Consider the following 14,847-nt stretch of genomic DNA (forward strand, 5'->3'; position numbering starts at 1 on the left):
ACAGGACTTCTTCGACATATTTTTTCACCAATAGGAGAAATAACAAATAAAAAAACTTGACCTTTAAATAAACAGGCCAAGCTCTTCTTTTTACTTATCGTTTTTTAACATTGTTCATAATAAAACCACTCTTCGGCAATGTTGGCATCTGACTTAAGTCATAATGTAAATCTTGAACTGGAACATCATAGTCCAATTCCGTTGCGAGAGTTCGCAAAACAACCTTCATCAATTCAACTGTAACTCCTTCTCCGGGACAGCGATGCCCTTTTGCTGGATCTCCTCCGCCATGGGGAATAAAATCATACAACCCTCCTTGCCAATTTTCAAATCGACTTGGATTAAATTGATTGGGATTCTCCCATAAACGTGCATCGTGATTGGTTCCATAAATATCTAATAAGACTAAAGTTCCTTCTTTAAATTCTTGGTTCTTCCACATAAAATTAGTTCGGACACGAGCTCCAAGAAAAGGGCCAAACGGATAATATCGCCTTACTTCATGGACAAACATATCGAAATGTCGGTCATCAGCTGTGCGAAGTTTTTCTCTTTGTTCTTTATATTCATGGAAGGCTAAAGCAGAAAATGTAATGAAAGTGGCAATCGCAACGATTGGTCTTAACACATTTATTAACTCAATTGCCGCCATTTCCGTATCAAGCCTTGTTCCATCGATTTTCTCATAAAAAGCCATTTCATGTAACGCGGTTCCTTGCTCTGTTTCCAGTTTGCCCTCACGAACTTCTTCAATCACTTGTCTAATCCACCGCTCTGCTCGATTACGGGCCATTCTGCCTTTCCAGTGCTCGGGGCCAAGGGTGCCAAATGCATACACCATCGCAATAAAATCATCAGCACGCTCTAATATTTCTTCTTCCGCAAGCGGGACTCCTGCCCACTGACAGGCAACTTTACATAAGATATTCTTTATTTCATCAAATAAAACAATTTGATCCCGTTGTTCCCACTGCTTTATTGCCTCTTCTAAATAGACTGTTGTAAGATTCGCCAACTTTTTCTGATGCTCAGGAGTCAATAAGGACATAAATAGAAGTTTTCTGTGAAGATGTTTTTCATCATCCATCGTTTGAACCGCATTCTTTCCAAATAATGATTGCTGAACGCGATTAGGGGCTGCACCATTGCGCTGAAATTTCTCAGTGTCGTAGAAAATCTTTACAGCCTCCTCTCCTTTTATACATATCACATTTTGCCCTAATAAACGCACTGTGAATATATCAGTATTAAATTTATCCATTCTGTTATTAATAAATAGATATCCTTCCTTTAATAAGGTAATGGTTTTATCTAATCCTTTATCTGAAGGCACGTTTGAATTGGTCGGCATCTCGGACTCTCCTTTCTAAACTGTGTCATCATTCGCACAGGAAAAACAGGTATTCTGTTTCTTATTACTTTGATTTTTTCCCTTTAGTCAAAAAGATAATCCCAATACTGACGGCAGCTGCAGCTGTAAGAATGGGATGCTTGCTCATTTTTACGTACATACTTCGAGAACGAATCCATCCCTGATTATTTCCTCTTTCATGTAAACCGTATCCTGGCTGATATAAATTACTTTTTTCACGGCTGTTAGATGGTTGATCTTTATATTGAGTTGGTGGAATCCATTTCTCCATTAACCTGTCTGTAAATCGCGGTAATAATGTGCCTAGTAGATTTAATAGTTTCGCTTGAGAACCAACATATATATCTCTCATTGGATTTTCTGCTGCAAATAATATTGCTTCTGCTACCGCATCTGGAGGATAAATCATCCCTTTGTGAGTAGGCTGCTTATCCAAATAACTTCTAGCATGTTCTGCATATGGCGTATCTATTCTTCCAGGATGAATCAAAGTAATAGATACAGGAATTTGTTCCTTTTCCGCTTCCATTCGAATGCTTTCAGTCCAGCCATGAACAGCGAATTTCGAAGGTGCGTATGTCGACTGGATAAGTGTTCCTCTATCCCCAAATAGGCTCCCTACATTAATTAGAGCACCCACATTCCCTCGCTCTTTGAAATGGTTAATCGCAATTCTTGTACCGTAGACAACACCCCAATAGTTAGTATCATGCATTCGTTTCATGTCCTCAATGCTTACATCCAGGGCATATCCATATATCGTCACTCCTGCATTATTAACCCAAGTATCAAATCCTCCAAATGTTTCTAGCGCTGTTTCGGCAATTTTTTTTACCTCTTGTTCTTTTCCCACATCAGCCTTTACATAAACGACGGAAGCCCCTTGTTCCTTTAACTCAGCAGTTAGTTTTTCCAGGGCATTCTCATTTCGTGCTGCCAGCACAAGCTTTGCACCTTTAGAAGCAGCCATTCTCGCTGTGACAAGTCCAATCCCACTAGAAGCTCCTGTAATTACGATTACTTGTTCCTTGATTTCTTTTAATGTCCGCTTGCCCGTTGAATCAACTTGTTTCTGAAACTTCCTATCTTTTAATTCCTTTAAGCTCTCTAAATGAAGTACTTTCTTATCGTACTCTCTTTCCTTGCTGCTCATCATCATACCTCCCACATAATAGTAATAAGCTTAGTATTTAGTAATTCAGAAATAATATCAGAAAAGAAATGGAAGTGACATATAGAAGATATACCCATAAAAGTAATAAAAAAAGAATGAAAAATATCCCAAAAAGGATACTTTCATTCTTTAAACTACTCTTTTAGCCCATGGCATGAGACAATATTTTTTTTCCTTTTTTCAGATGAACAAGGAGAGCTAGTATGGGAAAGGTCATCGCCAAGAGCAATGCCGTATCCGGACTGAATTGATAATAACTATAGCTTCCGATCCATGATCCAAACGCTCCTCCTAAGAAGAAAATGGTCATATATAATCCATTTAATCTATTTCGAATGGCTGGGTTTAAGCTAAAAATAACCTTTTGACCTAACAGCATATTTCCTGATACACCGATGTCTAGTATAATCCCAGAGATTACAATAAGTGCAATACTTAAGATAGAATGATCTTTTACAAAAAACAAAAGAAAAATCGAAACAAATACTAGAACCATTGATACATTCGTCATAGAGTAAATATATCCCTTATCCCCTAACTTTCCAATATATGGGGTTAACAATGCACCAGCAATGGCAACAAAGCCAAATAGGGCAATTTCATTATTAGTAAAATGCAAGGACTCGGATCTTAATAAGATGGGTAAAACTGTCCAATACAAACTAAATGTAGCAAAGATACAAGCATGGTAAAATGCTCTTTGTTGGAGTGGCTGCGTTTCTTTTAGGACACTTACCATCGAGCGCAATAAAGCAGGATACGTTATGCCAAGATTAGATTCTAATCCAAAATCCGGCAAAAATTTTAATAATAATAGCAAAATAGTAACTAAAATAAGGCAAGAAAAAAGAAAGACCATCCGCCAGCCAAGCCAATCCGTAACGGCGATTGAAAATGGCCGCGCCACCATAATTCCAATAAAAAGCCCACTCATTACTTTGCCGATATAATTCCCAGCTTGTTCTTTAGGGACAATTTTCATCGTTAATGGCACTAACATTTGAGCAGCACTTGCTCCAATCCCGATGAATGTAACAACAAATAAAAAGATCATGCCATTTGTCGAAAATAAAGCACCAATTAAAGAAAGAATGGTTAGCCCTATTAACAAGATAATGATTCGTTTACTTTTATAAAGATCCGCCAAGGGCACTAAGAAAAACAAGCCAGCGCCATATCCAATCTGCGTTAAAGTCGTTAACAGCCCAGAAATATTTGAAGCAATATGTAAATCAGCAGAAATAAATTGAATTATCGGCTGGGTATAATATATATTAGCCACTACAGCTCCACAGCTTACCGCCAATAAAAAAATGAGAAAATTTGTTTTCTTGTTCATTACCAACTCTCCTTTCACCAACCAAGATGATATATAATTATAACATAAGGACTACATCTGGAAATGTCTAGAATCATTAATACTTAGCTGATTGGTACTATATTTTACTATTTTAGTTATTAATCATTCATATAAAAAAAGAGTGTTTCCCTATAAAAAATGGGGAAACACTCTTTTTTTCTTCTAAATTACTCCCATATAAATGTACAAATCTCCGCTTCGTTCATTTGATTGGAATCGAACATCTCTCCGTTCACTTCTTCCAGTAAATTAGATTTTCTTGGGTATTTCCCATTATATTTCAACGTTAAAGGCTGTTTTTGCTCCGTTAAATTATAGCCTCGAAGAACTATTTCTTTGCTGTTTTCTTTCTGCTTAAATGCTGTTAGTCGAAAAGCTTTTCCGTCCAATTGAATAAATTCATATATGGACGGATATGCACCTTTATGCATATCTGTTTGCACACTAGAAAATGGAATTTGAAAGTTAATTGCTGCATGATAGGATTCCAGCTTGTTTGTGCTATCGTGAAATCCTACGGCAAATTTCACTGTTTGATTTCCTATACACTGAGCTTCTGGAGTTGGGAAGTAACCCCAATCTCCTAATTCCCCAACCGCTCGAAGCAAAGTAACGGCAATGGTATCTTCCATAATTTCATACTCATTCAGTCCATAATTCGCAACAGTCACCCCTCTATTTTCATCATGTAAATTAACAAATGCATGCTGATGCTGTGGGTTAGTTGGATTTTCCCAGTTGGAACTTACCTTATTTGCTCGCTTCACTACTTCGAAAATACTGTCAGATTCATGCTCCTCTACATGAATCCCCGTTGGAAAGAGCACTCGTATGCGATGGTCCTTCATTTGGTTAGCAAATGACGTTTCGAATAAAAGCTGATTACTGTTTCGCTCTAATCTTATTTTTGTTTTCAGCTCCAATGTTTTCAGCTTTTTCGAACGGCCAGCATGACGACCACGAAATTCAATTAATCCTTTCTGCTCTTCCAATAACCTTTCATCTGCTGATTCTGGAATCAGCATTTTTTGTGTTAAAAGCACTTCTCCATACGCAAAAGTATCAGAAATAATCTCTACCTCTGCTGTTCCTGCTGATGATAAAATGGGCTGATCTCCTTTTGGCATTTTGTAAATATACTCATTGCCAACATCGCCCGTATTCTCAAAAGTGAGAAAGTTTGTGTAGATACTATTTGTTCCTTTATCCAAAACAGTCAATGTACCATTTTGTTCTATTTGAACTTTTAGATGGATATTTTCTAAAAGCTGCCCTTGATGCTGAACAATTTTTTTGTGTTCTTGCTGCTGGGATTCCCCTTCTATCAACGCATAGGTTTGCCATGATAATGGACTCATTTCGTTTAATGGGAGCTCAACAGTCACATAAGCACCGATAAACGGCTGACGAAAACGATCCTCTGGAAGATCATATCCAAACCGGATATCTGTATAGATAACCCTTGCTGGAACTTCCACTCCCTCTTTATCGATTACTTTCATTGCTGGAAACTCTTCGGCTTTTAGCTTGCGATACAATTCATCTGGACGTCCGCTCGAAAAGGGAAGTCTTTTCCACTCTATCTCTATTTCAACCAAACCTGTTTTTGTACTGCCAGCAGTATTAAAGACAATAAAAGGGCGGCTTCCAGCTGGAAATTCACTCGTGTCAATTTGTTCTGCAAGCATAGTTAAAGCTTCTGTTTTTATAAATTGACCTACTTCCTCTGCTTTATGAAAGCGAGTCATCATTTCACGATGCACCTCATCCACACTGCAGCCGCAAATACTGTCATGGGGATGGTTTTGCATCAATTGTTTCCATGCAAACTGAAACATTTCATGGGGATATTTTCCGTCCTTTTGATAGGCCATTGCAGCCAATGGTTCCGCAATATTTTCTAACAATCTACTAACATCTGTATTTCTTTGTTTCAGATATATTCTAGAGGAAGCGGTATTTGCTAAAGTATACCAGCCATCTGTCTCCTGACTAGTTAATTCTCCTTTCACTGTATGTAAATTTTCAGGAATGTCTTGTTTTATTATTTTCATATACTCATCAAAACTACTATGAATGAAGGTTATGTCAGGATATAAATTATTGGCTGCTTCAATGGCAGCTGTAATATTCTTTTGAACTGGCTGATGATCACAGCCATTCATAAACAATAGATGATCTGTAGATGCATATTGAAGGGCATCCTTTAATTTCTGATCCCAAAATTGCTTTGCTTCCACTTCATCCACAGGAATTTCATTCCCATTACTATACCAATTGGCGAAAAGAATGCCTAAAACAGTGGATTTATCAGGGCCCTCCCACCACATTTCTGAATATGGTGAACTATATTGATCATCATTGATAACAATATTATTAAACCCCGTAGGTTTAACCCCGCGCCCAAACGCCGCCACATCCATGCCAGACTGTTTAAGAATTTGTGGTACCTGCCCCATATTCCCAAATGTATCTGGGAAATAGCCTAACTTAACTGGTGCTCCCCATTTTTGGCATTCTTGCAATCCAATTAAAAGATTTCGTACATTTGCTTCACTACTAATTAAAAAATCATCTTGCAGAATATAGAAGGGACCAATTTTTAATTTTCCTTCTTGAATATATTTTTTGAGCTTCCATTCGTTTTGCGGCTTTATCTCCAAATAATCATCGAGAATAATTGTCTGCCCATCTAAATGAAAACTATTAAAATGAGGATCTGTGTCAAACAACTCTAATAAATCATCGATTAGCTGAACCAATCGCATGCGATGCTGTTCAAAAGGCAAATACCATTCTCGATCCCAGTGACTATGGGATATTATATACACTTTTTTCATCTTCAGGTACTCCTCTCTAGTTCCTTTACTGTCCTGTCATTATTTTTTCTTTACTCGAATATCAAAATAATCCATTACTAATTCGCAAAACATCATATTCGCCCATGAAAACCACTCTCTCGTATATTGAGAAGGATCATCCACATTAAAGCCTTCATGCATTAAATGTGTTCCTCCATCACAGGCTACAAGCAAATCTAGTATTCTTTCTTTCTCCTTTTTATCCTCTGCCGTTAGACCTTCCATCGCAAGAGCAATCGGCCAAATATAATTTTCCGGTGTATGGGAGCTTCCAATCCCTTCCGCATATTTCCCTTTATAAAAGTAAGGATTCTCTTTACTAAGTATTGTCTGCCGTGTTGCTCGGTATCTTTCATCATTTTCCTCCACATATCCAAGATAGGGGGCAGATAGTAGATTAGGTATATTAGAATCATCCATAATGGTAAAGTTGCCTTTTCCATCTACTTCGTAGGCATAAATTTCTTCACCGTTATGATTGCGTACAACGGCAAACTCCTCAATCCCTTTTTCTATCTCCTCTTTGAGTTTTTGAAAGACAGGAACTTGCTCCGTTATCTTCAAAACATCTTCATAAATCTCGATTAGATAACCTAGCACTACACTAGCAAACATATTTGAAGGCACTAAATAACCATATGTACAAGCATCATCACTTGGTCTAAATCCTGACCAGGTCATGCCAGTAGGAACGACGTCTGCCCCTCTCCCTTTGTTTATTAACGTATCCTCTTGTCGATCGGTCACTCTTTCAAATGTATAGGAGGAATTCGTATGATCTTGCTCTATCATCCATACCTCAATTATTTTTTGGACCGCTTCCTGAAACGACTGATTAAAATGATTTGTTCTCCCTGTTGCCTTCCAGAACAAATAACTAAGCTGGATTGGATAACACAGTGAATCAATTTCATACTTTCTTTCCCATATCCATGGATTCATTGTCGTTAAATCGGTTTGATGTCCTGCCCCATTCGCTTCTTTATTGAAAGCGTTCGCATAAGGATCCAAACAAATATACTGACATTGTCGCTCAATAAGACCGGCAATCATATTAGCCATTTCTTCGTCCTTTTCAGCCAATACTAAATATGGTCTTACCTGTGCAGTGGAATCTCGCAGCCACATCGCTGGTATATCCCCTGTAAGGAGAAAAGTAGTTCCATCCTCCAGCTTTTCAACTGTTGTTTCTAATGTATTAGCAAAACAAGTATTGAAATTAACAGCCCAATTCGCATGTTCATCCCCACATTTTTTTGTAATCCATTTCATAAATTCTTTTACCGAAGACATCGTTGTTTTTTGATATGACATTTTTCGAACCCCTCTCAATATTTGATATATCATTTAAACCCATTTTAATTTCAATCGCCTTTATTGTCTAGTGTTTCTTTTTCTTATTTTAATGAAAAATTGTCTGTCTATAAATCGGGAAAACTTCTCTCATATTTATATTCATAAAATTTGCTTAGCTTTACTCTTTACGGAAAGCAATTTCATGTTATAATAAATTTGATATATCATTTAAGGAGTTTATGATGAAAAAAGAACCACTTTATCAAAAAATTGTCACAGACATACTAGCCAAAATCCAAGCTGGTGATTTAAAGCCAGGCGATCAAGTACCGACAGAATTAGAAATTTCTAAGCAATACAACGTCAGTCGAATCACATCAAAGAGAGCATTAACCGAGCTAGAAAACAAAGAACTAATCGAACGAATCCAAGGGAGAGGAAGCTTTGTTGCCGAACAAAAACAGTTTCCTTCTGATGTTATTCTCTTTATTCTTCCTTTTCCTAATAATCCTGGACTAGGAGATTATGCTCAAGGAATTAGCCGTTTTATTGCGAACACATCCTATACGGTGCAAATTCAGACAAATGCTTACTTAAGTCAGCTTGATGCCAAAAAAATATCATCTATGTACGCAGGTCTCCTCCTTTATCCAGAGGCTGGAACATCGCATTTAGATATTCTTTATACCTTATATCTCGAAAAATTTCCGGTAGTGGTGCTCGATAAGAAAATCGAAAGCATCCCATTTCCTTTTATTACATCTGATAATATGCAAGGTGGTTATCTGGCAGCACAGTATTTAATTAACCAAGGACATAAGAAAATCATTTTTTATGCTACACAAAATTTAGAGAGAAGTTCCACTATTCGAGAAAGGTATTTAGGTTATTTAAAAGCAGTACACGAAGCAAATATTGCGTATCATGATTCAAAAGTAGTGCATTCAGCTGAGGACAACAGCGCTTTTATCCGTCAGCTAAAAGAAGAAGAAATTACTGGCCTGATAGCAGAGAACGATATTAATGCGATTCATTTAATGAAAGAAATCAAAAGATACGGCTATCAAATCCCTAAAGACTTTTCGATTATTGGCTTTGATAATATACAAGCAGCTGAACTTGTCGACCCCGCATTAACCACGATTGCCCAAAACTTCGAGGAGATCGGATATCAAGCAGCTAAACAGCTTATTCAATTAATTGAAAACAAAGAAGCAATTCATTCCGTAGTAATTCCGATTGAAATGATCATTAGAGAATCTACTAATTAAAAAGTAAGGAGAGGTGTCTATGTTAGAATTAATTGATACAAGACAAGGTACAGAAAATCAACATAGCTATTCAAACGGGAATACGCTTCCCTATACAGGCTTTCCCTTTGGCATGAATTTCTTTGTTCCGCAAACAAAACATACGAATGGAAGCTGGTTTTTTCATCCGCGTGATCGGGTTTTTCAAGGCTTTCGGTTAACTCATCAGCCGAGCCCGTGGATGGGGGATTTCTCCCATTTATTATTAACACCCCTTTCAGGCGCTGTTCACCATGACGATATTTACCACAATCAAAGTTCCTATCGACCTGAAAATGCCGTATATCAGCCACATTATTTACAAATAACGCAAGCACGCTATCAAATTAAGAATGAATTGGTTCCTACTACATATGGCTCCATACTTCGTTCTGCCTATAGAGATTTCAATCTACCAGGTTTATCCCTACATCTTCCTGGCAAAGGAAACGTTTCACTAGATATAGAGAAAAACAAGCTAACTGGATATGTTTCCAATTTTGCTGGCTGCGAAGATCCTGATTTTAAAATGTACTTTGTCATGACCTTTAGTCATCCCATCGATCAAGTGCATACTGGCTTTTTCCAAGAGGATAAGACGTTTACTTCCGCTTTTTCAGCAACTGGCGAAGACCAGCACTTTTTGATGCGCTTCTTATTAACCGAAGACAAACCGCTAGAAACTCGTCTTGCCACTTCTTTTATAAGCAGTGCTCAAGCAGAATGGAATCTAAGTCAAGAACTATCACCTTTTTCATTTAATGCTCTCAAAGAAAGGGCAGAGGAAGCTTGGGAACATTACTTAAATAAAATTGAAGTGAAGAATAAAGATTTTTCTACAGTTAAGACATTCTATCACTGTATGTATCGGATGTTTCTTTTTCCGCAAAAATTCTATGAAATAAATCAACAAGGTGAGCCGATTCATTATGATACAACAAGCAAAAGTGTAAAACCTGGTGTCCTGTATACAAATAACGGCTTTTGGGACACATTCCGAACCGTCTATCCTTTCTATTCTCTTCTTATTCCAGAAGAATATGAAGAAATGCTGAGAGGCTTTCTGAATAGTTATAAAGAAACGGGATTTCTCCCTAAATGGCTGTCTCCCGATGAACGTGGACTTATGCCGGGTACGTTAATCGATGCTGTTATTGCAGATGCGTCGCAAAAAGGAATTGCTGTTGATATCATTCCTGAGTTGTTTGAAGCAATGGTGAAAACTGCTTCTACCGTAAGTTCAAAGCGAACCTATGGCCGACAAGGAATCGAAGATTATGATACATATGGCTACATTCCTTCCAGCCATCATGAAAGTGTAAACCATACACTTGATTACGCATTTAGTGATTTCTGCATTAGCAGAGTAGCCCAAAAATTAGGACAGGATGATCTAAGGAAGACCTTCGAAAAGCGCGCTTATAATTATCGCAATATCTTCCATAAAGAAACGGGATTTATGCGTGCCAAAGATAAACAAGGCAAAGTAGAAGAACCCTTCAATTCCTTTAGCTGGGGGCAGGATTATGCAGAAGGAAGCGCTTGGCAAAGCAGCTTTGCGGTTTTTCACGACTTCGCTGGATTAATAAATGCTTATGGTGGAAAAGAACCTTTTCGAAACAAATTAGTAGATCTGTGCAATCAAGAACCGATTTTTGATACCAAAGGCTATCGATTGGAAATACATGAAATGAGCGAAATGGCTGCAATTGATTTTGGCCAAGTTGCCATATCCAATCAGCCAAGTTTTCATCTGCCTTATTTATTTACCTATGCTGGTGATCCCGCTTCGTCTCAAGTTTTATTAAAACAATTAATGACCCAGTTATTCTCTAGTAGTCCAACTGGCTATCCTGGTGATGAAGATAATGGCAGTATGTCTGGCTGGTTTATTTTTAGCAGTATGGGCTTTTATCCTATCTGCCCTGGTACAGGGGAATATGTAATTGGAATGCCGATTTTTGATGAGATTACAATACATCTACCAAATGACAAAAAAATCGAAATTTCAACTGCATTCAACCAGCCACAATTTAATTTTGTTCATCAGGTTACTGTCAACAATGAAATTTACAACAAGCTATTTTTAAAGCATGACGTACTTATAAAAGGCTGCACCATCGACTTCCAGCTTGGTATTGTGCCGCCAAATAAAGACTATGCAGAAACAGATTTACCTTATTCCTTGTCGACAGACAGTGCCTCCCTCCTATAAATAAAAGCACACCAAAAACCTACCCGCGCCGACCAAGCCAAAGGGTAGGTTTTCTTTATATTCAAATCCACTTCCTCATTCATCAATCGGCTCAAATAATTGCTGATAGCTGTCCCTAAACTCTTTTGGAGAAATACCACAATATTTTTTAAAGTTTTTATAAAAGTAACCTGGACTCATATAGCCAATTTTTTCGGAGATTTCATTTATATTCAGCTCTGAATTCAGCAATAGATTCTGCGCTAGCTTTATGCGATAGTGATTTAAATATTGAGAAAAACTCTTATTGGTTTCTTTCTTAAAAATCTGCCCTACATACATCACATTTAAGTGGAGCCTTTCGGCAATTGCTTTTAATGTTAAATCCTCGTGATATTCTTCTTGGATGATTTTGAGGACATTTTGAACATTCATGCTGTATTCTCTTCTAAACTTCTTATACTTCAGATTGTCCAACAGATCTTTAATGATCATTTGCAGCTCTTTAAAAGAACAAGCTTTATTTATTTTCTCCACCATCTCTTCATAGATGAATTCATCCTGAACCTCAAGTTCGCGATAAATATCCATGAATACCAGGAAGATAATATAGCGAGTGTATGCAGGTGAAGCGGCGGATTCCATTAACTCCGCAAAGATTTGTTTAATCTCCGTTTGAATTGTTTCTATATTTCTTATTCCTAATGCCTTTTTAAACGCTGTGAACGATATATTCGGTACATTTTCATTTAAAACATTGGCGGTTGCCGTGTCCATAAATTGTTGCTGTCTTTCATAAAAAGAACTAAGATATAAACTACTCTTTGCATGTTCATAGCTTAAGGAAACATCAGCCATTTTCTTTACTTCTTCCCCGATTCCAAAAGTCACTTTATTTTGGCAGTATAGCACTTGGATTGATTTCATTAAGCTCTCCAGTCCCCATCTTCCACCAAAATAGATAACGACCCATTGGTCTTCTTCATAATGATGAAAAAAATATAAATCTTTATTCGTATGTAACAGCTGATGAACTTGGTCATGGAGTTTCTTTTTATAGGTAAAGATCAGCACTTGATACCTTTTCATCTCCGTACTTATATCAAAGGCAGCAAGCATCTTTTTTAAATCCATATAATCAATATCATCATGTACCCAGCGTTTGAGTAAATGTGCAAATAAATATTTTTCGCCTTGGATTCGCAGCTTTTCCTCTTCAAACTCCTTGATACACTTTTTTAACGTCTCGATTAATTCCTCTTTGTTTATCGGTTTAATTAAATAATTCTCTGCTCCCATCTGGAGACTTTCTTTCACATATTCAAACTCTTGATAGCCAGACAACACAATAAAACGGAAAAAGATGGACGCTTCTTGTGCTTGTTTTAGAAAGTCAATCCCAGAAAGGATCGGCATGGTTACATCGGTTATCACAATATCTACCTTTTGTCTTTTTACAAATTCAAAAGCCTCTTGCCCATTACCTGCTGTGCCGACAATTTCAAATCCATGATTCTCCCAAGGAATCAACTTTTGCAAACCTCTTACAATCATATATTCATCATCAACAAGCAGAACTTTATACAAAGCTATCCTCTCCTTTTAAAACAAGATTTCGATTGTTAATCCGCCTAATGGATTGGTCTTTAACCTCATGCTGTATGTATCTCCAAAAAAGGATCGCAATCTTGCATTTACATTATGTATGCCGATAGAGGACTCTAACTGATTTTCTGAAGAAGGCGTTTTCAATAATTCGTTGATTTTCTTTAATTTATCTTCGTGTACTCCTGTTCCGTTATCTTTGATTAAAATGCAGGTATACCCATCTTGCTTTGAGACCTTTACACTAATTGTATTGTTTTTCCTTGTATGATCAATCCCATGTATAAAAAAATTCTCCACCAGCGGCTGAATAGAAAATTTAGGGATGCTAATTTCTCCAAGCTCCTTTTCTATCTGAAACCCGTAAGCGATGCGATCCCGGTAGCGCATTTGATACAAATAAGCATATTTCTCACAAAATTCGAGCTCGTGTCTGATTGTAACTACTTTCTCTTGGGTGATGCTGTTTCTTAACAAGCTTCCAAAAACATAAACAACATTCGATAATTCATCGGCCCCTTCACTTACCGCATACATACGAATGTACTCAAGTGTATTATAGAGAAAATGCGGATCAATTTGAGACTGAAGCGCCCGCATATTAGCATCCTTTTGTTTGATTTCTAAGTTATAGATATCCTCAATATTGCGATTAATGCTATCTAACATCTGATTGATACTATGAGAAATATCCTTTAGCTCCCCTTGCTTCGTCTTTTCTTCAATGCGTACTTCCATATTCCCGTTTGAAACTTGATTGGTTCCTTTTTGAATATCTTCTACTTGAATCACATATCGTTTAAACGTTTTTCGGAGCCCAAAAAGGAGAATACCGTCTAAAATAGCACTAACAAATAAAAAGAAAAACAGACTTTTCATCGATTCGTTATTTACTTCCTTTTTACTGATGAAAGCGAGCACCTCAAAGTCATTGCTTGTATGAACACTTTTAATATAATATTGTTTTTCTAAATCCTTAAGACTAATAACGGAAGACTCTTCTAAATTTGCTGCAATCTTTTGTTGGAGCACAGAGTCTTGTCTGTATTGTCCTTGATAGTATACTAGTTTTTTTGTATCAGAAATAATTGCTGCTTGAAGAGACGTTTTCTCTTTGTCATTATCTAAAATCCGTTCTAATTCTTTATCATTAAAAACAATTGATACAATTCCAATTTGTGATAAAGTATTGGGATCCTTTATTGCTTTTTGGTAGACTACTTGATTGTTGCGGATAGGAGTATGGAAATACTTCTTGCCTCCCTTGTTTTCCTTCGTTGAATAATAGACTTCTTTATAATCATTTAATGAAATGGTTACCGATTCAATATCATCATCCAAGTAATACATCTCTGTTACGATTCGCGGAAGATAAAGAAAGGCATTATTTCTTTGCTCACTTAACGATTTTTGTAAATATGCTGCTGGTTCTAACTCAAAATATTGATACATACTTGTGATCATCTCTGAGCTGGCCATTAAATTAGCAACTACTTTATCTAACTTTTTCTCATTGTCTGTCACAATATTTTCTAATTGATTAGCGACCCTCTCAACAGAATCGATTGCTGTCCTTTGCTTATCCTGGCTTGTATTATAGCTGACTAATAAAGCAAAAAGAGTAACAGCAGAAATTAAGATAATAGAATATGTTTTTAATAGTGAATTAATAAAATACTTACTTCCCAATTAGCAT

9 protein-coding genes are annotated in these 14,847 nt (G+C 36.9%); 2 read left to right on the forward strand and 7 right to left on the reverse strand.

Going from position 1 to position 14,847, the window contains the following annotated elements; all coding sequences use genetic code 11:
* Positions 1–94 precede the first annotated feature (94 nt).
* From NSS71_RS15560 to NSS71_RS15580, 5 genes are all read right to left on the reverse strand, one after another.
* Positions 95–1,351, reverse strand: a complete 1,257-nt coding sequence (locus tag NSS71_RS15560; RefSeq protein ID WP_341151805.1) for a cytochrome P450 — start codon at positions 1,349–1,351, stop codon at positions 95–97.
* A 64-nt stretch (positions 1,352–1,415) separates the two neighbouring features.
* A complete protein-coding gene (locus NSS71_RS15565) occupies positions 1,416–2,525 on the reverse strand; it encodes an SDR family oxidoreductase (RefSeq protein ID WP_082138403.1) in 1,110 nt (369 codons plus the stop codon).
* 163 nt (positions 2,526–2,688) lie between these two features.
* The gene (locus NSS71_RS15570) at positions 2,689–3,885 is read right to left on the reverse strand and encodes an MFS transporter (protein ID WP_047943841.1); all 1,197 of its coding nucleotides are present in this window, start codon (positions 3,883–3,885) and stop codon (positions 2,689–2,691) included.
* 188 nt (positions 3,886–4,073) lie between these two features.
* On the reverse strand, positions 4,074–6,746 hold the full coding sequence (locus NSS71_RS15575) for an alpha-mannosidase (protein ID WP_047943840.1): 2,673 nt from the start codon (positions 6,744–6,746) through the stop codon (positions 4,074–4,076).
* Between the two features lie 39 nt (positions 6,747–6,785).
* A complete protein-coding gene (locus NSS71_RS15580; RefSeq protein WP_047943839.1) occupies positions 6,786–8,081 on the reverse strand; it encodes a glycoside hydrolase family 125 protein in 1,296 nt (431 codons plus the stop codon).
* A 224-nt stretch (positions 8,082–8,305) separates the two neighbouring features.
* On the opposite strand from NSS71_RS15580, the gene NSS71_RS15585 reads away from it, so the two are divergent.
* Both NSS71_RS15585 and NSS71_RS15590 read left to right on the forward strand, forming a co-directional pair.
* On the forward strand, positions 8,306–9,334 hold the full coding sequence (locus NSS71_RS15585; protein ID WP_047943838.1) for a GntR family transcriptional regulator: 1,029 nt from the start codon (positions 8,306–8,308) through the stop codon (positions 9,332–9,334).
* A gap of 19 nt (positions 9,335–9,353) precedes the next feature.
* Positions 9,354–11,567 carry a GH92 family glycosyl hydrolase gene (locus NSS71_RS15590; RefSeq protein WP_047943837.1) on the forward strand — a complete coding sequence of 738 codons (2,214 nt, stop codon included), beginning with the start codon at positions 9,354–9,356 and terminating at the stop codon, positions 11,565–11,567.
* A gap of 75 nt (positions 11,568–11,642) precedes the next feature.
* On the opposite strand, the gene NSS71_RS15595 is transcribed toward NSS71_RS15590, so the two are convergent.
* Positions 11,643–13,133 carry a response regulator transcription factor gene (locus tag NSS71_RS15595; RefSeq protein WP_341151806.1) on the reverse strand — a complete coding sequence of 497 codons (1,491 nt, stop codon included), beginning with the start codon at positions 13,131–13,133 and terminating at the stop codon, positions 11,643–11,645.
* A gap of 15 nt (positions 13,134–13,148) precedes the next feature.
* Entirely contained in the window at positions 13,149–14,840 is a 1,692-nt protein-coding gene (locus NSS71_RS15600; RefSeq protein WP_047943835.1) for a sensor histidine kinase, read from the reverse strand.
* Positions 14,841–14,847: the final 7 nt, after the last annotated feature.

This window comes from Niallia sp. FSL W8-0951, assembly GCF_038006525.1.
In the GTDB taxonomy this organism is placed as follows: Bacteria; Bacillota; Bacilli; order Bacillales; family Cytobacillaceae; genus Niallia; species Niallia circulans.